We start from the raw sequence: 18,050 nt of genomic DNA, 5'->3' as shown, positions 1-18,050 counted from the left end.
ACTGTCCCGGCAGTGCCAACGCTTTTAGCCGCCGAGTGCTCCCATGACCGCCTCTTTCGCGTCGCCGCCATCCTTGGTAGTCACGCCCTCGAGCCAGCCGCCGATAATGTCGGTGTTGGCCGAAAGCCACGTCGTGGCCGCATCCTCGGGCGTTTCGCCATCATCGAGGATCGCACCCATGATCTCGTTTTCCATCTCAAGCGTGAATTCGAGGTTGGTCAGCAGCTGGCCCACATTCGGGCATGCCTCCACAAACCCGGCGCTGGTGTTAGTGTAGACGGTCGCACCGCCCAGATTCGGGCCAAAGAAATCGTCCCCGCCCGTCAGATAGGACATGTCGAAATTGGCATTCATGGGATGCGGCTCCCACCCCAGAAAGACGATCGGCTCACCGCGCCGGTCAGCCCTTGCCACCTGCGCCAGCATGCCCTGTTCCGAGCTTTCCACGACCTCGAACCCTTCGAGGCCAAAGGCATTTTCGTCAATCATCGACTGGATCAGGCGGTTGCCGTCATTGCCGGGCTCGATTCCGTAGATCTCGGCATCCAGCGCGTCTTGATGCGTGGCGATATCCGCGAAATCGGCAATCCCCAGATCCGCTGCGGCCTTGTTCACCGCAAGGGTGTACTTCGCGCCTTCCAGATTTGCGCGCACCGTATCCACGGTTCCTGCCTCGCGGTAAGAGGCGATATCGCCCTCCATCGTGGGCATCCAGTTGCCCAGGAAGATGTCGACATCTCCGTTGGCGAGCGAGGTATAGGTCACCGGCACGGACAGCACCTTGATATCGGTCTCATAGCCCAGCGCGTCCAGCACGACGGTCGTCGCGGCCGTGGTCGCCGTGATGTCGGTCCAGCCCACATCCGAGAACGTGATCGTGTCGCAATCGGCAAAGGCTGGCGCCGCCGCGGCGAACAACGCCAGGGCGGACAAGGTGGATTTGAGGTGCATTCATACTCTCCCGTTGGTGTTTTGGGTCACAGTCGTTGTTCTTGATTGACGAGTCAATAAACCAGTTCTAGCTTCCTCGCATCGACGGATCAGGAGCCGCCAATGCCCAAGATTGGGATGGAACCTATCAGGCGCTCTGCGCTGGTGAAAGCCACCATTGCCGAGATCGGCGAGGCGGGCTCTCTCGACGTGACCGTCAGCCAGATCGCCCGCCGCGCAGGCATGTCGAGCGCGCTGGCGCATCACTATTTCGGCTCGAAGGATCAGATGCTGGTGGCGGCAATGCGTCATATCCTGACCATCTTCGGCGCGGAAGTGCGCGGCGCTCTGGTCATGGCCCAGACCCCGCAGGCCCGGGTGGAGGCGATCTTGCGTGCCTCCTTCTCGGCGCAGAATTTCCGACCGGAGACCGTGGCAGCCTGGCTGAATTTTTACGTCCAGGCGCAGCAGGCCGACCAGGTGCGTCGCTTGCTCACCGTGTATCGTCGGCGCCTGCATTCCAATCTTCTCTACGGGTTGCGGCCGCTCGTGGACACGCCCGAAGAGACGGCCGAGGTTATCGGTGCCCTCATCGACGGTGTTTATATTCGCCAGGCGCTCCGCCACGGTGCGATGAGCCATGAGGCGGCGATCGAACTTGTCCTGACGCAGGTGCGCCGCCTGATCGGAGCACCCGGATGACCAAACCAAATATCCTGATCCTGATGGTGGATCAGCTTAACGGCACGCTCTTTCCCGACGGGCCCGCCGATTGGCTGCATGCGCCCAACCTCAAACGCCTTGCCGCCCGGTCGGCGCGGTTTGCCAACACCTATACCGCCTCACCGCTCTGCGCGCCGGGACGGGCGTCTTTCATGTCCGGCCAACTGCCCTCGCGTACGGGCGTCTATGACAACGCGGCGGAGTTTCGCTCCGACATTCCCACATACGCGCATCATCTGCGCCGCGCGGGGTATTACACATGTTTGTCGGGCAAGATGCATTTCGTGGGCCCCGACCAGTTACACGGCTTCGAAGAACGGCTGACCACCGATATCTACCCCGCCGATTTCGGCTGGACGCCGGATTACCGCAAGCCGGGCGAGCGGATCGACTGGTGGTATCACAACATGGGCTCCGTCACCGGGGCGGGCGTGGCCGAAATCTCCAACCAGATGGAATATGACGACGAGGTCGCCCATCACGCCCGCGCCAAGCTTTACGATCTGGCCCGCGGCACCGACACCCGCCCCTGGTGCCTGACGGTCAGCTTAACCCACCCCCATGATCCATACGTGGCGCGGCGCAAATATTGGGATCTCTACGAGGACTGCAACCATCTGCTGCCGGAAGTTCCGGCCATGGCCTATGAGGACCACGACCCGCATTCCAGACGCATCTTCGACGCGAATGACTGGCGCAGCTACGACATCACCGAAGAGCACATTCGCCGGTCCCGCCGCGCCTATTTCGCCAACATCTCCTATCTCGACGACAAGATCGGAGAGATCCTGCAAGTGCTCGACGACACACGGCAGGAGGCGATCATCGTTTTCGTGTCCGACCATGGCGACATGCTGGGTGCGCGGGGGCTCTGGTTCAAGATGTCCTTCTTCGAAGGCTCCTCCCGCGTGCCGCTGATGATCGCAGCACCCGACCTGCCGGAAGGCCGCATCGATGCGCCTGTCTCCACGCTGGACGTCACCCCGACGCTCTCTGCTCTCGCCGGCGTGTCACTGGACGAGGTGCTGACCTGGACAGATGGCGAAGATCTCACGCCGCTTGCCAACGGGGGCGAGCGGACGTCGCCGGTGGCAATGGAATACGCCGCCGAAGGCTCTTATGCGCCGCTTGTCGGCCTGCGCTACGGCAAATGGAAATACGTCCGCTGTGCGCTTGATCCCGATCAGCTTTTCGACCTCGACGCCGATCCTGATGAATTGGCCAACCTCGCGGAGGCCCCGGCCCATCAGGGCACGCTGCAAACCTTGCGCGCCAAATCCGAGGCGCGCTGGGATCTTGACCGTTTCGACGCTGAGGTGCGCGCCAGCCAGGCCCGCCGCTGGGTCGTCTACGACGCGCTCCGCCAGGGTGGTTATTACCCCTGGGACTACCAGCCGCTCCAGAAAGCCTCCGAACGGTACATGCGCAACCACATGGATCTCAACGATCTGGAAGAGCGCCAACGCTTCCCGCGAGGCGAATAGCACCTCTCTTCATCTTGCCAGATAAACTCTCGCCGAAGGCATAAAAGTCACTGTCATGACCTCTCCCACACAACCCACCGCCAGCCATTTCATCAACGGCACCTATGTCGAGGATACCAATGGTGCGCCCATCGACGTCATCTATCCCGCCACCGGCGCGGTAATCGCGCGGGTACATTCCGCGACGCCTGAGATCATCCACCAGGCGCTCTCAAGCGCGAAGGCCGCGCAGGTGGACTGGGCGCGCATGTCCGGAACCGAGCGCGGCCGCATCCTGCGCCGCGCGGCGGAGATGATGCGGGAGCGGAACCACGAGCTTTCGGTGCTCGAAACCTATGACACGGGTAAGCCTTATCAGGAAACCTCCGTCGCCGACGCGACCAGTGGGGCGGATGCGCTGGAATATTTCGGCGGCATGGCCGCGACGCTGACGGGCGAACATATCCAGCTCGGCGAGGATTGGGCCTATACGCGGCGCGAGCCTCTGGGGCTGTGCGTTGGGATAGGTGCGTGGAACTATCCCACCCAAATCGCCTGCTGGAAAGGCGCGCCCGCTTTGGCCTGCGGCAATGCCATGGTGTTCAAACCGTCCGAGACGACGCCCCTCTGCGCGCTGAAAGTGGCCGAAATCCTGCACGAGGCGGGTCTGCCTGCGGGGCTTTACAACGTTGTGCAGGGGCTGGGCGATGTGGGGGCCGCTTTGGTGGCGGATGCGCAGGTGGACAAGGTCTCGCTCACCGGTTCGGTGCCGACGGGCGCAAAGGTCTACGCCGCGGCTGCGGGGAGCATCAAGCATGTGACGATGGAACTTGGCGGGAAATCCCCGCTCATCATCTTTGACGACGCTGATCTGGAGGCGGCGGTGAGCGGGGCGATCCTGGGGAATTTCTACTCCTCGGGCCAGGTCTGCTCGAACGGGACGCGGGTTTTTGTGCAGAAGGACGTACTGGAGCCGTTTCTGGAGCGATTGACGGAGCGGCTGAAAGGGGTCGTGATGGGCGATCCGCAGGATCCAGCGGTGAATTTCGGCCCGATGGTGAGCGCGCGGCAGATGCAGATCGTCGAAGGCTACATCGCCAAGGGCCGTCAGGAGGGCGCGCGGCTGGTCACCGGCGGCGCGCGCGCTGCGCGTGACGGCTTTTTTCTGGAACCCACGGTCTTTGCCGACGTAACCGATGACATGACCATCGCGCGGGAAGAGATCTTTGGACCTGTTATGGCGGTGCTGAGTTTCGAGACGGAAGAAGAGGTTATGGCGCGGGCCAATGCGACGGAATTCGGTCTGGCGGCGGGTGTCTTTACCCGCGATCTGGTCCGCGCCCACCGGGTCGTCGCGGGGTTCGAGGCAGGCACGTGCTATATCAACACGTATAACGACGCGCCGGTGGAGATGCCGTTCGGCGGCTCAAAGATGTCGGGGGTGGGCCGGGAGAATGCGAAGGCCGCCATCGAACACTACAGCCAGCTCAAATCCGTCTATGTCCGCATGACCGAGCTTGAGGCGCCTTTCTGATGCGGGGCTCTTGTCAAAAGGAGCGCGTGCGCGCACGCCTTTTTTGGTGCTTGCCCGCACGCGGCACGTCTCGCTTGCCGGGGGCATGCTGAGATGCAGGCGGATTTCGTCATCGTCGGGGCAGGCTCTGGGGGCTGTGCCACCGCATATCGGCTGGCCGAGAGCGGCGCGTCGGTTCTGGTGATCGAACATGGCGGCACCGATGCGGGGCCGTTCATCCAGATGCCGGCCGCGCTCAGCTATCCGATGAATATGTCGCGTTATGACTGGGGGTATATGTCCGAGCCCGAGCCGCATCTGGGCGGGCGCAGGCTTGCCTGTCCGCGCGGCAAAGTGGTGGGCGGGTCGTCGTCCATCAACGGCATGGTCTATGTGCGCGGGCACGCGATGGATTACGACCATTGGGCCGAGGAAGGTGCGGATGGCTGGGCTTATGCGGATGTGCTGCCGTACTTCCGGCGAATGGAAAACTGGCATGACGGTGGGCATGGCGGCGATCCGGCCTGGCGGGGCAAGGACGGGCCGCTGCATGTGACGCGCGGCCCCCGCGACAATCCCTTGTTCGACGCTTTCGTAGAGGCGGGCCAGCAGGCGGGCTACGAGGTCACCGACGACTATAACGGCGAGAAGCAGGAAGGCTTTGGCCCGATGGAGCAGACCGTCTGGCACGGACGGCGCTGGTCTGCAGCCAATGCCTATCTTCGGCCCGCCATGAAGCGTGGCAAGTGCGAACTGGTCCGTGGACTGGCCTGCCGGATCATGATCGAAGAGGGGCGCGCCACGGGTGTCGAACTGGAGCGCGGTGGCATCCGACAGATCGTGCGGGCGCGGCGCGAGGTGGTGCTGGCGGCCTCATCGATCAACTCGCCGAAGCTCTTGATGCTGTCGGGGATCGGACCGGCGGCGCATCTGGCCGAACACGGGATCGAGGTGGTTGCGGACCGGCCCGGCGTGGGGGCCAACCTGCAGGACCATCTGGAGCTTTATATCCAGATGGCGGCGGCGCAGCCGATCACGCTTTACAGGCATTGGAACGTGGTCAGCAAGGCGGTGATTGGTGCGCAATGGCTCTTTACCAAGACAGGGCTTGGCGCGTCGAACCAGTTTGAAAGCGCGGCCTTCATCCGGAGCCGGGCAGGCATTCCTTACCCGGATATCCAGTATCACTTCCTACCGATGGCGGTGCGCTATGACGGGCATGCGCCGGCGGAGGGGCACGGGTTTCAGGCCCATGTGGGACCGATGCGGTCGGCCTCTCGCGGGTCGGTGACGCTGCGGTCGTCTGATCCGGCCGCGGCACCGGTGATCCGGTTTAACTACATGTCCGATCCGCAGGATTGGGAGGACTTCCGGACCTGTATTCGCCTGACGCGCGAGATCTTTGCCCAGCCGGCCTTTGAGCCTTTCGTGCGGCACGAGATTCAGCCTGGTGCCTCGGCGCAGTCAGATGACGAGCTAGACGCCTTCATTTCCGAGCATGTGGAGAGTGCCTATCACCCTTGCGGGACCTGCAGGATCGGGCGTGCCTCTGATCCGATGGCTGTGGTCGATCCGGAGGGGCGGGTGATCGGTATCGACCGGCTGCGGGTCGCGGATAGCAGCGTCTTTCCTCGCATCACGAACGGCAATCTGAATGCACCGTCGATCATGGTGGGCGAGAAGGTGAGCGATCATATCCTGGGTCGTGATCCCTTGCCACGTGCCAATGACCGGCCCTGGATCCATCCGGAATGGGAGACGGCGCAGCGCTAGTTGGCGTGCGCCGCGATTATCGTTTCGTCCAGCGTGATGCCGAGGCCCGGGGCGTCCGGCATCTCCAGCCAGCCGTGCTGCGGTGCGATGGAGGGGTGCGCAACGATATTGTCGCGGGCCAGTTGCCACATGATCTGGTTGCCGTCGTCGAGGTTGGGGATCATCCGGGCAATCTGATGCTCGGCAGCTGTGGTGATGCCGGTGGTGAAGCTCGAATGAATGCAGATCGAGAGGCCCGCCGCCTCGGCCACTGTGGCGGCCTTAAGCATGTTCTGGATGCCGCCCACTTCGCGTGGTCCGATGCAGATCATGTCGGCGGCGCGGCGGCGGCAGATCTCATAGACATCATAGAGGGTGAAGGCGGCTTGATCGGCGACGATGGGAATGCCGACCGATTGGCGCACATGCGCCATGGCCTCCAGAGACCAGCTTGAAGTGGGCTGTTCGATGAAGTCGATATCGAAGGGCTCGAGCTTGCGGCACATGCGGATAGCGCGATACGGGTCCCAGCCCTCGTTGGCGTCGAGGCGCAGGCGGGCCTCGCCGATCTCTGCCCGCACGGCGCGGACGATGTCGATATCTGCCTCTTGATCCGGGCGACCCACTTTGAGATAAAAGACGCGTTCTCCGGCGGCGGCGCCTTTGGCGGCGTGCCGGGCGAGGTCTTCGGGCGTGTCGCCCTGCAGAAAGAAGAAATAGCCCACCTTGCGGCGATAGGCGCCGCCCAACAGGTCGCTGACCGGACGGCCCGCGACCTTGCCCTGCGCGTCCCAGACGGCGAAATCGAGACCGGCCAGCATCTGGTTGGCGGCGCGCATCGTGTTGGCGCCGACCGCCATGTAATGCTCCCGCAATATGCGGTCGCGCAGCGGAGCCGCGTCATAGAGGCTCTCGCCGATGAGCGTTTGGGCCAGCGTTCGCAGGATGCGGGCGGAGGCCTCTTGATTTGGCGCAACGGTGCACTCGCCAACGCCGATTGTGCCGTCGGCTGCCTCAAGCTCTATGACGTTGACCGAGAACGAGGTGCGAATGCCTTGTGTCCAGTGATAGGGCTGGCGCAGCGGAAGAGTGAGGGGGCGGATGCGGATATCTTTGATCTTCATGCCGCCCATGGAACGGCGCATCCAGGCAAGTGTCCGTCCAGTTTCCGACATTTTCACCATTCTCTTGACTGGATTGATCGGGGTCAAAGTGCGGGCTGCCCAACGCGCTTTAGGCTGTGATCCCAAGAGGAGCGAAAGGAGACCACATGTCCCACACCCCGCATGAGCTTGCCGACGAATTCCCTGAAAAGGTGCCGGAAATGCAGCGTTTGAAAGCGGAAAACGGGCATTTTGCGCGGTTGATGGATCAGTATCACCGGATCAACCGCGCGGTGCACCGCGCAGAGACACGAGTGGAACCGATGGAGGAATTCGAGGAACAGGAGCTGCGCAAGAAGAGAATGGAGCTAAAGGACAAGATCTGGGGGATCCTCTCCCGCGTCTAAGGAGCGTCCCGCGTGTTGAGAGCGCGGGATATCCCGTATTTTTATCGAGAAGAAGCAGGGGACCTGCGCGCCGCGCCTAACGGACCTCGTAAGGCAGGATGTCGCGGCGGTTGGTGTTGATGTTGAGCTGCCGCTCAAGCGGTGGAACGGAACGCTGGTGGCAGAGCTTGCGCTCGCAGATGCGGCAGGAGATGCCGATGGGTTCAAATGCGCTGGCATTGGAGATGTCGAGATTGTCAGCATAGACCAGAGAGCCTGCATGTTTGACCTCGCAGCCGAGGGCGATGGCATAGCGGCGCACCGGCGCGCCGTAGGACCCGCCGGATTTGGAGACGTCACGGGCGAGACTGATATAGCGCACGCCATCGGGCGTTTCTGCGAGCTGGCGGAGGAACCGGCCGGGCGTTTCGAAGGCCCGGTGCACGTTCCAGAGCGGGCAGGCGCCGCCGAAGCGGGCGAATTGCAGGCGCGTGGCCGAATGGCGCTTGGTGATAGTGCCGGCCTGATCGACGCGGACAAAGAAGAAGGGTATGCCCTTGGCGCCGGGCCGCTGGAGGGTCGAGAGGCGGTGGGCCACCTGTTCGATCGAGGCGCCGAACCGTCCGCCGAGCAGTTCAAGATCGTGGCGGCTGTCCTGGGCGGCCTGCTGGAACGCGGTGTAGGGCATGAGGGCTGCCCCGGCGAAGTAGTTGGCGAGGCCGATCTTGGCGATGGCGCGGGCATCTGCGCTTTGGAACCGGGCGAAATCCAGCGTGGCCTCCAGCAGTTTGTCCTGCCGTAGCAGCGCGACCTGCAAAAGAAGCTGGAAGACTTGCGTTTCGGGCGCGGCGCGGGAGGAGAGGTGGAGCACGCGGCTTTCGACCTCGAAGCGGCGCATGGTTGGCACGTCGTTCCACTGCACCGACACGCCCATATCGTGAAGGGCCTGCAAAGCGGTGGCTCGCATGTTGCTCTCGTTGGATTGAGCAAAGTGTTCGGCCGCGCGGTCCACTGCGTCGATGTAATTGTCGCAATAGTGAAAGAAGTCACGCACCTCGTCCCAGGGGCTGGCCTGCACGCGGGCATCCTCGCGCCCCAGTGCCTCGTCGAGAGAGGCGAGACGCTCGTGTGTCTGGCGGTAATTGCGGTGCAGGGTGATCAGGGCCCGGGCCAGGGCGGGCGCGTTGGAGGCCGTCAGGCGCAGATCGGCGAGGGGGGGCATGTCATCGGCAAAGACCGGATCGGCGAGCGCTTCACGCATATCGCTGACCAGACGTTCGCTGTCGCCGGTGCTGAGTTCGGTGACGTCGATGCCAAACTCCTGCGCCAGGGCCAGCACCACGGTCGTGCTGACGGGGCGGTTGTTGTTCTCCATCTGGTTGAGATAGGGCAGCGACACACCCAGCTTTTCGGCGAAATCCTTCTGGGTCAGCCCCATCCGTGTGCGCATTTCGCGCAGCTTGGCTCCGGCGTAGAGTTTCTGAGTGGCCATGATCTGCCTTTGCAGGTTTGCATTTCGCTCAGGCTACCTTTGCAAAGGCATCGCGACAAGTCAGGCGGCGCCGATCTGTTTTTCGCGGAACATAACGTAACGGATGGCTATGACGCCCAGGGTGCCGGTAATCACCATCATCCAGAGCAAGGGAAAGGCGCCCGTTTCCTCGGTCAAAAGAAGCCCGGCCAGCGCGCTGAGCCCCGCGCCGCCACCCAGCATGATCGCACCGCCAAGGCCCGAGGCGGTACCGGCGAGATGCGGGCGAACCGATAGCATCCCGGCAGTGGCGTTGGGGATCGACATGCCGTTGCCGAGGCCCACGAAGGTCATGAAACCGAAGAAAACGACGGCGGACTGCAAGCCGAGATAGAACAGTATCAGCGAGATCGCGACCCCGCCCGCATTCAGCAGGCAGCCCCAATAGACCATCCTGTTGACGCCGTATTTCACTGCAAAGCGCCCGGTCAGAAAATTGCCGGCGAAATACCCGATGGCGGGCGCGCCGAAATATATGCCCAGTTCTGCGGGCGAGAGGCCGAAGATCGTGCTGCCGACGAAGGGTGCCCCGCCCAGATAGGCGAAGAATGCGCCGGAGGTGAGGGCGGAGGCCATCGAATATCCCCAGAAGCGGGGAGAGGTCAGGAGTTCGGGATATTCACCGAATTGTTGGCCCAGGCTCTTGCCCGAGGCGCGGGCGGTTTCGCCCAGATCGGACCATGCGAGGCCAAGCGTCATCGCGCCAAGGATGATGAGCATCCAGAAGTTTGCCTTCCAGCCGAAAACCTCATCCAGCGCGCCGCCGATGGCTGGTCCGATCATCGGCACAACGGCCATCCCCATCGTCACGTAGCCGATCATGCTGGCGGCCTTGTCCTGCGGAAACATGTCCCTGACAGCGGCGCGGCTGAGGACCATGGCCACGGCGATCACAGCTTGGCACATCCGGAAAAAGAGGAAGACCTCGGCCGTTGGGGCGAGGATACAGCCCAGCGTGGCCAAGAGAAAAAGCACCAATCCCCAAAGGATCACCGGGCGCCGGCCGAACTTGTCGGACACGGGGCCGATCACGATTTGCAGGGCGGCGTTCACGCCAAGATAGACCGCAACCGAAAGTTGCATCACGCGATAGTCTGTTTCGAAATGCTCGGTCATGCCGGGCAGACTGGGCAGGAAAATGTTCATCGCCAGCGCCGACAGACCCGACAGCAGGATCAGCGTGGCGATATGAGGGGGGCTGGTCCGGTCAAGAAACCGGACATCGGGCGCGGCAGACATATCTGGCGATTTATGGGGTGGGCGGCGGCTTGTCCACTCAAGGCCGGAATTGCGCGTGTTAATTAGCTATTTTGCATTTTGCTTCAGTGCGCATGCAGAATATTTGCAAATTTGCTGAAATCCTCTTTGGTCCACCCGCACGAATTCGTATAACCCGCCCAAATTTTCAAGGGGATCCCAACGATGAAAGACATCCTGTCCGAACTCGAAGACCGCCGCCAGGCCGCTCGTCTGGGCGGAGGGCAAAAGCGCATCGACGCCCAGCACGGTCGCGGCAAGCTGACCGCACGCGAGCGGATCGAGCTTTTGCTCGACGAAGGCAGTTTCGAAGAATTCGACATGTTCGTCACTCATCGCTGTACCGATTTTGGGATGGAAAAACAAAAGCCTGCGGGCGATGGCGTGGTCACCGGCTGGGGCACGATCAACGGACGCATGGTGTATGTCTTTAGCCAGGATTTCACCGTTTTGGGCGGATCGGTGTCGGAAACGCATGCCAAGAAGATCTGCAAGATCATGGATATGGCAATCGAAACCGGGGCGCCGGTGATCGGTATCAACGACTCGGGCGGCGCCCGGATCCAGGAAGGCGTGGATTCGCTTGCAGGCTACGGCGATGTGTTCCAGCGCAACATCATGGCCTCGGGCGTGGTGCCGCAGATCAGCGTGATCATGGGGCCCTGCGCGGGCGGTGCGGTCTATTCGCCTGCGATGACCGACTTCATCTTCATGGTCAAGGACAGCTCTTACATGTTCGTCACCGGCCCGGATGTGGTGAAAACCGTCACCAACGAGGTCGTGACCGCCGAGGAGCTGGGCGGGGCGACGACCCACACCCGTAAATCCTCGGTCGCGGATGGTGCCTTTGAGAACGATGTCGAAGCACTGGCCGAGATACGCCGTCTGGTGGATTTCCTGCCTCTGAACAATCAGGAAAAGCCGCCCGTCCGGCCATTCTTCGATGATCCAGCCCGGATCGAAACATCGCTCGACACACTGGTGCCGGAAAACCCCAATCAGCCCTACGATATGAAAGAGTTGATCCTGAAGCTTGCCGATGAAGGTGACTTCTACGAGATCCAGGAAGAGTTCGCGAAAAACATCATCACCGGCTTCATCCGGCTGGAAGGCCAGACCGTGGGCGTAGTGGCCAACCAGCCGATGGTGCTGGCCGGTGTTCTGGACATCGACAGCGCCCGTAAGGCCGCGCGCTTTGTCCGGTTCTGCGATTGCTTTGACATTCCACTGCTCACGCTCGTGGACGTGCCCGGCTTCCTGCCCGGGACGACGCAGGAATATAACGGCGTGATCAAGCACGGTGCCAAACTGCTCTTTGCCTATGGCGAGGCGACGGTGCCGAAAGTGACGGTGATCACCCGCAAGGCGTATGGCGGGGCGTATGTGGTGATGTCGTCCAAGCATCTGCGGGGCGACTTCAACTATGCCTGGCCAACGTCAGAGGTCGCGGTGATGGGCGCCAAGGGCGCGACGGAGATCATTCACCGCGCGGACCTGAACGATCCGGAAAAGATCGCCCAGCACACGGCGGATTACGAAGACCGCTTCGCCAATCCCTTCGTGGCGGCGGAACGCGGCTTTATTGACGAGGTGATCCAGCCCCGTTCGACCCGCCGCCGGGTGGCCCGCGCCTTCGCGGCGTTGCGGAACAAGAAGGCGCAGATGCCTTGGAAAAAGCACGACAATATTCCGCTGTGAAGTGATGGGGAAAGGCTGGCATATCCGGAAGGAGGGCGGAACGCTGATGCTGTTCCGCCACGCGCCGCCGCGCTTTGATATCAGCGCGTCGGCCGCATTTCCGGTCGTCCATCCCTTGACCCTAGCGCATCAGATCCGGCAGGATTTGTGGCGTCTGCTGCAGACGGTACGGGGCTTTTCCCCGGTTATTCAGGTCAGCGAGGCTTCGGACGCCTTGCATGTGCAGGCGGGCGGGCGTGCGCTGCCTCCGATTGGCAGGCATCTTGAGATCCAAATCGCCGAGCTTTTGTCGTCTGATCGGCATCGCACACGGTGGCTTCGCTTCGCTGAGCGGAGGGCGTGGGTATGAGCGTTGGAACCATAAGGCCACATCAAGTGTTTCGTGACAAAGGAGCACCGCATGGCCGACAGACCCAGCATCAAGGACGAAGAGACCTACGACAGCTTGCGCGACAAGGGCATGTCGAAGGAAAAAGCAGCGCGGATTGCCAATGCTCAGGCCAACAAGGATATGGAACCGTCCAAAAAGGGCGGCAAGGCGCCACCTTACGAAGAGTGGACCAAGGACGCACTCTACGAACGCGCGCAAGAGCTGGATGTCGAGGGCCGTTCGGACATGACCAAAGATGCGTTGATCGAAGCGTTGCGCGCGCGTTAACGCATCTCATGCGGGGAGGCTCGCATGAGTAAACTTTGGAAAAATCAGGCCTTCACCATCTCGCATGCCGATGACGGAAAGTTCGTCGGGCAGGGCTTGCGGGCCTTCTTTGAATATCGCGATCTTGGCATTGATGCGGCGACCCAGGGTAATTTTGGCGCGCATGTGATCCGTGCGGTGCCCGGCATGGACAGTCCGGGTGCCTGGCATTCTCACGAACTAGACTTCCAGATGGTCTACGTCACGCGGGGCTGGGTGGTTTTTGAATACGAAGGGCAGGGCGAGCATATCTTGCGCGCCGGCTCTTGCGTGTTGCAGCCGCCGGGCATCAAGCATCGCGAGGTGCGTCATTCCGACGACATGGAGCTGATCGAAATTGTGTCACCTGCAAGGTTTGACACCAAGGACGAATCCGTCCCATGATTTATGTTAAGAAACAGGTCCCGCATGCCATGCGCATGCGATCCGCAGCCCCGGCGGGAGGAGCCCATTTTTGGGGCCGGGGCTGCTCTTTGATCTGTTTGCTGCTCTCGACCTCTCCTGTCTTCGCCGATGTTCCCGTGCAGGTGCCGTCAGGACAGGATGTCGTGCTGTCCGAGGTTCTGCTGGACGAGGAGCCAGGCGCCCTTTGGGTGCGGTTCCGGTTCATCGCGCCGCAGATCGCGCGAGACGCGGGAGGTGTCGACGCCGAGACCGCCGGTATCGATATGGATCACCTCTGCGAGACGGTCGCGGTGCCCTATATTGCCCAGCACGATCTCGACCCGGCGCGCATCGTTATCTCATTTTCGGACCGTGATGTTGCTTTTGGTACACCCGATCCTGCAGCAACTCAGTTTTTCGAGATCTATCGGCTGGAAAACGCTCGCTGTAGTTGGGAGCAATTTTGATGGAGCTACAATATGTTGCGCATCAAAGCTCATGTTTGACGCCGACTGAGGCTTTGACGTCACAGGTGCGACGATTGAGGGGCCTTGGATATCTTTTCTTGTCTGGGTTAAGTATCATTCGCGACGGATACCCGCAGAGGTTCCGTAGCTCAAAGAGGGGGCAGGCAGGGCTTTTTAGTCCCGTTGGTTCCAGCGAAAAAGTCAGGAGACAGAGATGTCCAAGAGCATCAAGTTGCTTGCAATGGTTGGCCTTTTGGCTGCCGTCGCAGCCTGCGCACAGCAGGAAGAAGAATTTGTCGTGGTCGAGCCCGAGCCGATTTCGGTCGAGCCGACGTTCACAGGCAAATACAAATAACCAACTGGCGGGACGGGCCTTACCGCTTGTCCCGCCTTTTGCACCGCCCCATGCGGGAGGGTGCGCATGCTAAAGCATCGCGGTTTCCCGGGCCGTCTACCGGGCACTGATTTCCAATTCACAATCCGAAGACCGAACCCCAAAGGCGTGACCCCGCTTGTGCGCCGGGAACGCTATGCAGACCGCAGACCTGCTGACCGCCGGGCGGACGAAGGTTTCATGCGGGCGCTCTGGTATCAGTTCGGAGATGCGCCGTTCGAGCGGGGAAATCTCGACGCCGGGCGATTGAGCTGGCTTTTCGGACGTGAGGTGATCGCGGCGGAGGAGCCTTTCGACCCGGAAAGCTACGAGGCATTGCTGGTCATTGACGAAAGCGTCGCGCGCAGCTCGTTTCCCGGAGTTTTCGACGGGGAATCGGCATGATTTTGCTCGCACTCCCTTCTTATCGGCATAAAATAGCTCAAAATTCAACCTTAGGATGTATTGTCTTGGCCTTTCACGCCGGGCCATCCAGTGTGGTTGCTGCAGGAGGCGTCTCCATCCAGTCGCGTTCTGCAGTACACCTATTCCGTACCCCTTCCCTACGCGGGCAGGTCAGCCCCCCAGTTGACCTGCCCGCATTTTTTTCTTGGCGGTGCCGAAAAGCGCCTATGGGTCCACGGCGTGTTGGGCGTGACTTCGCCCAAAAACAACGTTTACATAACCCGACATTGCGGAACCTCTCGCAAGCGCCATGTGTTTTTGTATCAAGCAGTGACGATAAGAAAGGATTGCTGGGATGCAAATGTCGAAACTCTTGGCCGGGCTGGCGCTCTGCGCAGGTCTCGCGGCATGCGGAGATACGGTGGGCGAACAGGCCCTCATCGGAGCGGGCGCAGGTGCAGGCACCGCTGCCGTTCTGGACGGCGACCTGGTTGCAGGCGCAGCCGTCGGTGCTGCGGGCAACGTGCTCTTCTGTCAGCAGAACCCCAGCCGCTGCTAGTCATCAGGGCCTGACGGCCCGATCGTATACCACACCATCGCACCAAACCGCGCGCGGGACCTCGCCCCGCCGCGGTTTTTTGCGTTTCGAACATCTCAAGACAAAGGACGTTTCATGTTCAAGAAGATCCTGATCGCAAATCGGGGCGAGATCGCCTGCCGCGTCATCAAGACCGCCCGCAAGATGGGTATTCCGACGGTGGCGATCTATTCGGACGCCGACAAACAGGCGCTGCATGTGCAGATGGCGGACGAAGCGGTCCATATTGGCCCTCCGCCAGCCAACCAGTCCTATATCGTCATCGACAAGGTGATGGCGGCGATCAAGGAGACCGGGGCCGAAGCGGTGCATCCCGGCTATGGCTTTTTGTCCGAAAACGCCAAATTCGCAGAAGCGCTTGAAGATGCGGGCGTGGCCTTTGTCGGCCCGCCGAAAGGCGCCATCGAGGCGATGGGGGACAAGATAACCTCGAAAAAGATCGCCCAGGAGGCAGGTGTTTCGACGGTGCCGGGTTACATGGGCCTGATCGAGGATGCCGAGGAGGCCGTGAAGATCTCCAACGAGATCGGATATCCCGTGATGATCAAGGCCTCCGCCGGGGGCGGCGGCAAAGGCATGCGGATCGCCTGGGACGATCAGGAGGCGCGCGAGGGCTTTCAGTCCTCCAAGAACGAGGCCGCGAACAGTTTTGGCGACGACCGCATCTTTATCGAAAAGTTCGTCACCCAGCCGCGCCACATCGAAATTCAGGTGCTCTGCGACACCCATGGAAACGGCATCTATCTGGGTGAGCGGGAATGTTCGATCCAGCGCCGCAACCAGAAGGTTGTCGAAGAGGCACCGAGCCCGTTTCTGGACGAAGCCACCCGAAAGGCGATGGGCGATCAGGCCGTCGCGCTGGCCAAGGCGGTGGGCTATGCCAGCGCGGGCACAGTGGAATTCATCGTCGACGGGGAGAAGAACTTTTACTTTCTTGAGATGAACACGCGCTTGCAGGTGGAACACCCGGTGACCGAGCTGATCACCGGTGTCGATCTGGTCGAGCAGATGATCCGCGTGGCTGCAGGTGAAAAGCTGTCGATCACCCAGGACGACGTCAAACTCACCGGGTGGGCGATTGAGAACCGCCTTTATGCCGAGGATCCCTATCGCAACTTCCTCCCGTCCATCGGGCGCCTGACGCGGTATCGTCCCCCGGCGGAGATCGCCGCCGGTCCGATGCTGGAAGATGGCACATGGCACGGCGATGCGCCGACCGGAGAGACAGCGGTGCGCAACGATACCGGCGTCTATGAGGGCGGCGAGATCAGCATGTATTACGACCCGATGATCGCCAAGCTTTGCACCTGGGGACCGGATCGGGCCACCGCGATCGAGGCGATGCGGGTCGCACTCGACAGTTTCGAGGTCGAGGGGATCGGGCATAACCTGCCCTTCGTGGCGGCGGTGATGGATCACCCCAAGTTCGTCTCGGGCGATATGACCACCGCGTTTATTGCCGAGGAATATCCCGATGGCTTTGAGGGTGTGACGCTGTCGGACGCGGATCTGAAACGCGTTGCCGCCTCTTGTGCCGCAATGCATCGCGTGGCGGAGATCCGGCGCACGCGCGTCTCAGGCCGGATGGATAATCACGAACGCAAGGTGGGCACGGATTGGGTCGTGACCCTGCAGGGGCACCGTTTCGAGGTGTCGATTGCCGCGGATGCGGATGGATCGACCGTGACATTCGGGGACGGCACGACGCATCGCGTGGCCAGCACCTGGACTCCGGGTGCGTCCCTGGCCCAGATTGATGTCGACGGCACGCATCTGGTGCTGAAGGTTGGCAAGGTTTCGGGCGGGTTCCGCATCCGCACCCGCGGTGCGGATCTAAAGATCCACGTTCGCACGCCTCGTCAGGCGGAACTGGCTGAATTGATGCCGGAAAAGCTGCCGCCCGACACGTCGAAAATGCTGCTCTGCCCGATGCCCGGTCTTATCGTCAAAGTTGACGTCGAAGTGGGAGACGAGGTGCAGGAGGGGCAGGTGCTCTGCACGGTTGAGGCCATGAAGATGGAAAACATCCTGCGGGCCGAACGGAAGGGTGTGGTCTCGAAAATCAATGCGGGTGCGGGCGACAGCCTGTCCGTGGACGACGTCATCATGGAATTTGAATAACGCCCCGCGCCCTGATGTCGTTGGCATCAGGGCGTTGCGTTGTAAGTGTGAGTGACTTTCAAGATGCCCAAGCTGGCGATATCTGTTCCCATCCATGGCCCGGCCTGTCGAGGCGGAGCCTTGGTGCGTGTTCAGCTATCGCCCCGCCGCTCGCGCACTTCGCGTTGCCGGGCCGGGAGCTTGTCGATGGATCGCGTGAGTTCCCGCACGCTCCATGGGAAAGGCTTGCGCAACAGCACGCTGCCGTCTTTTGCCACCAGCACCAGCATGAAACCGCGCGGGCGCAGCTTTGTGCGCAGGGGCGATTCCGCGGCAGGGTCGGTGTCGGTCAGAACGATCACGTCGCGTTCGATCAATGGCTCAAGCCTGCTGGTCAGCAACTCGATCTGCTCGCCGTATCTGGGGTCGGCGGCATTGTCGGCAAAGACCACGACGGGCCGCTTTATCCATAAAAATTCGCTTAAATCGCTCTCTCCCGCGGGTCGGATCACGTTCGCGCTGGGCGCTGACGTGGTTGTTTCCGCAACCGCGAAAACCGGGATAAAAGCTGTTAAAACAAGCGGTAAGATATATTTCATGGGCGCTCCTGTCGGGTATGATATAGGCCCTGTTTGCCGAGTTGCGAACATACGATCTCGCGCGTGTGAGA

Annotated in this window: 19 protein-coding genes; 14 read left to right on the top strand and 5 right to left on the bottom strand. The window is 61.5% G+C overall.

What is annotated here, in order from left to right; genetic code table 11:
* Positions 1 to 24: 24 nt before the first annotated feature.
* On the bottom strand, positions 25 to 951 hold the full coding sequence (locus tag CFI11_RS16735; RefSeq protein WP_130407962.1) for a choline ABC transporter substrate-binding protein: 927 nt from the start codon (positions 949 to 951) through the stop codon (positions 25 to 27).
* Positions 952 to 1,053: 102 nt separating this feature from the next.
* On the opposite strand from CFI11_RS16735, the gene betI reads away from it, so the two are divergent.
* The 4 genes from betI to betA all read left to right on the top strand — a co-directional run bounded on the left by betI (position 1,054) and on the right by betA (position 6,402).
* Positions 1,054 to 1,632, top strand: coding sequence for a transcriptional regulator BetI (gene betI / locus CFI11_RS16730; RefSeq protein WP_130407960.1), 579 nt, complete (start codon positions 1,054 to 1,056; stop codon positions 1,630 to 1,632).
* Positions 1,629 to 3,137, top strand: a complete 1,509-nt coding sequence (gene betC, locus CFI11_RS16725) for a choline-sulfatase (protein ID WP_130407959.1) — start codon at positions 1,629 to 1,631, stop codon at positions 3,135 to 3,137. Before betI ends, betC begins: the two co-directional genes overlap by 4 nt.
* A 55-nt stretch (positions 3,138 to 3,192) precedes the next feature.
* Positions 3,193 to 4,650 carry a betaine-aldehyde dehydrogenase gene (gene betB, locus CFI11_RS16720; protein ID WP_130407957.1) on the top strand — a complete coding sequence of 486 codons (1,458 nt, stop codon included), beginning with the start codon at positions 3,193 to 3,195 and terminating at the stop codon, positions 4,648 to 4,650.
* A gap of 93 nt (positions 4,651 to 4,743) precedes the next feature.
* A complete protein-coding gene (gene betA, locus CFI11_RS16715; RefSeq protein WP_130407955.1) occupies positions 4,744 to 6,402 on the top strand; it encodes a choline dehydrogenase in 1,659 nt (552 codons plus the stop codon).
* Here betA and CFI11_RS16710 read toward each other — a convergent pair.
* A complete protein-coding gene (locus tag CFI11_RS16710) occupies positions 6,399 to 7,505 on the bottom strand; it encodes a mandelate racemase/muconate lactonizing enzyme family protein (RefSeq protein ID WP_130410056.1) in 1,107 nt (368 codons plus the stop codon). The two genes, betA and CFI11_RS16710, sit on opposite strands and share 4 nt — an antisense overlap.
* Before the next feature lie 146 nt (positions 7,506 to 7,651).
* On the opposite strand from CFI11_RS16710, the gene CFI11_RS16705 reads away from it, so the two are divergent.
* Positions 7,652 to 7,891 carry a YdcH family protein gene (locus tag CFI11_RS16705; RefSeq protein ID WP_130407953.1) on the top strand — a complete coding sequence of 80 codons (240 nt, stop codon included), beginning with the start codon at positions 7,652 to 7,654 and terminating at the stop codon, positions 7,889 to 7,891.
* A gap of 76 nt (positions 7,892 to 7,967) precedes the next feature.
* Here CFI11_RS16705 and CFI11_RS16700 read toward each other — a convergent pair whose 3' ends face one another.
* Both CFI11_RS16700 and CFI11_RS16695 read right to left on the bottom strand, forming a co-directional pair.
* Complete coding sequence (locus CFI11_RS16700; protein ID WP_130407951.1) at positions 7,968 to 9,362, bottom strand: short-chain fatty acyl-CoA regulator family protein; 1,395 nt, start codon at positions 9,360 to 9,362, stop codon at positions 7,968 to 7,970.
* Positions 9,363 to 9,422: 60 nt separating this feature from the next.
* A complete protein-coding gene (locus tag CFI11_RS16695) occupies positions 9,423 to 10,640 on the bottom strand; it encodes a multidrug effflux MFS transporter (protein ID WP_130407949.1) in 1,218 nt (405 codons plus the stop codon).
* Positions 10,641 to 10,823: 183 nt separating this feature from the next.
* Here CFI11_RS16695 and CFI11_RS16690 point away from each other — a divergent pair, with 183 nt between their 5' ends.
* From CFI11_RS16690 to CFI11_RS16655, 9 genes are all read left to right on the top strand, one after another.
* On the top strand, positions 10,824 to 12,356 hold the full coding sequence (locus CFI11_RS16690; protein ID WP_130407947.1) for an acyl-CoA carboxylase subunit beta: 1,533 nt from the start codon (positions 10,824 to 10,826) through the stop codon (positions 12,354 to 12,356).
* Between the two features lie 4 nt (positions 12,357 to 12,360).
* Positions 12,361 to 12,705, top strand: a complete 345-nt coding sequence (locus CFI11_RS16685) for a hypothetical protein (protein WP_130407945.1) — start codon at positions 12,361 to 12,363, stop codon at positions 12,703 to 12,705.
* A gap of 51 nt (positions 12,706 to 12,756) precedes the next feature.
* Entirely contained in the window at positions 12,757 to 13,014 is a 258-nt protein-coding gene (locus tag CFI11_RS16680) for a Rho termination factor (RefSeq protein ID WP_130407943.1), read from the top strand.
* Between the two features lie 24 nt (positions 13,015 to 13,038).
* Positions 13,039 to 13,437 (top strand): cupin domain-containing protein, encoded by a 399-nt coding sequence (locus tag CFI11_RS16675; protein WP_130407941.1) that lies wholly within the window; start codon positions 13,039 to 13,041, stop codon positions 13,435 to 13,437.
* Between the two features lie 89 nt (positions 13,438 to 13,526).
* Complete coding sequence (locus tag CFI11_RS16670) at positions 13,527 to 13,904, top strand: DUF6497 family protein (protein ID WP_371687442.1); 378 nt, start codon at positions 13,527 to 13,529, stop codon at positions 13,902 to 13,904.
* Between the two features lie 214 nt (positions 13,905 to 14,118).
* Positions 14,119 to 14,259: a hypothetical protein gene (locus CFI11_RS24355; protein ID WP_165390291.1), complete on the top strand. Its 141-nt coding sequence runs from the start codon at positions 14,119 to 14,121 to the stop codon at positions 14,257 to 14,259.
* Between the two features lie 66 nt (positions 14,260 to 14,325).
* Complete coding sequence (locus CFI11_RS16665; RefSeq protein WP_130407937.1) at positions 14,326 to 14,682, top strand: hypothetical protein; 357 nt, start codon at positions 14,326 to 14,328, stop codon at positions 14,680 to 14,682.
* 355 nt (positions 14,683 to 15,037) lie between these two features.
* On the top strand, positions 15,038 to 15,241 hold the full coding sequence (locus CFI11_RS16660; protein WP_130407935.1) for a hypothetical protein: 204 nt from the start codon (positions 15,038 to 15,040) through the stop codon (positions 15,239 to 15,241).
* Positions 15,242 to 15,355: 114 nt separating this feature from the next.
* Positions 15,356 to 17,401 carry an acetyl/propionyl/methylcrotonyl-CoA carboxylase subunit alpha gene (locus tag CFI11_RS16655; RefSeq protein ID WP_130407933.1) on the top strand — a complete coding sequence of 682 codons (2,046 nt, stop codon included), beginning with the start codon at positions 15,356 to 15,358 and terminating at the stop codon, positions 17,399 to 17,401.
* Between the two features lie 131 nt (positions 17,402 to 17,532).
* Here CFI11_RS16655 and CFI11_RS16650 read toward each other — a convergent pair whose 3' ends face one another.
* Entirely contained in the window at positions 17,533 to 17,979 is a 447-nt protein-coding gene (locus CFI11_RS16650) for a DUF4174 domain-containing protein (RefSeq protein WP_130407931.1), read from the bottom strand.
* Positions 17,980 to 18,050: the final 71 nt, after the last annotated feature.

The sequence above is a fragment of the Thalassococcus sp. S3 genome, from assembly GCF_004216475.1.
Lineage (GTDB): Bacteria > Pseudomonadota > Alphaproteobacteria > Rhodobacterales > Rhodobacteraceae.
The sequence above is the reverse complement of the archived record's forward strand: the minus strand, read 5'-3'. Positions and strand labels throughout refer to the sequence as shown.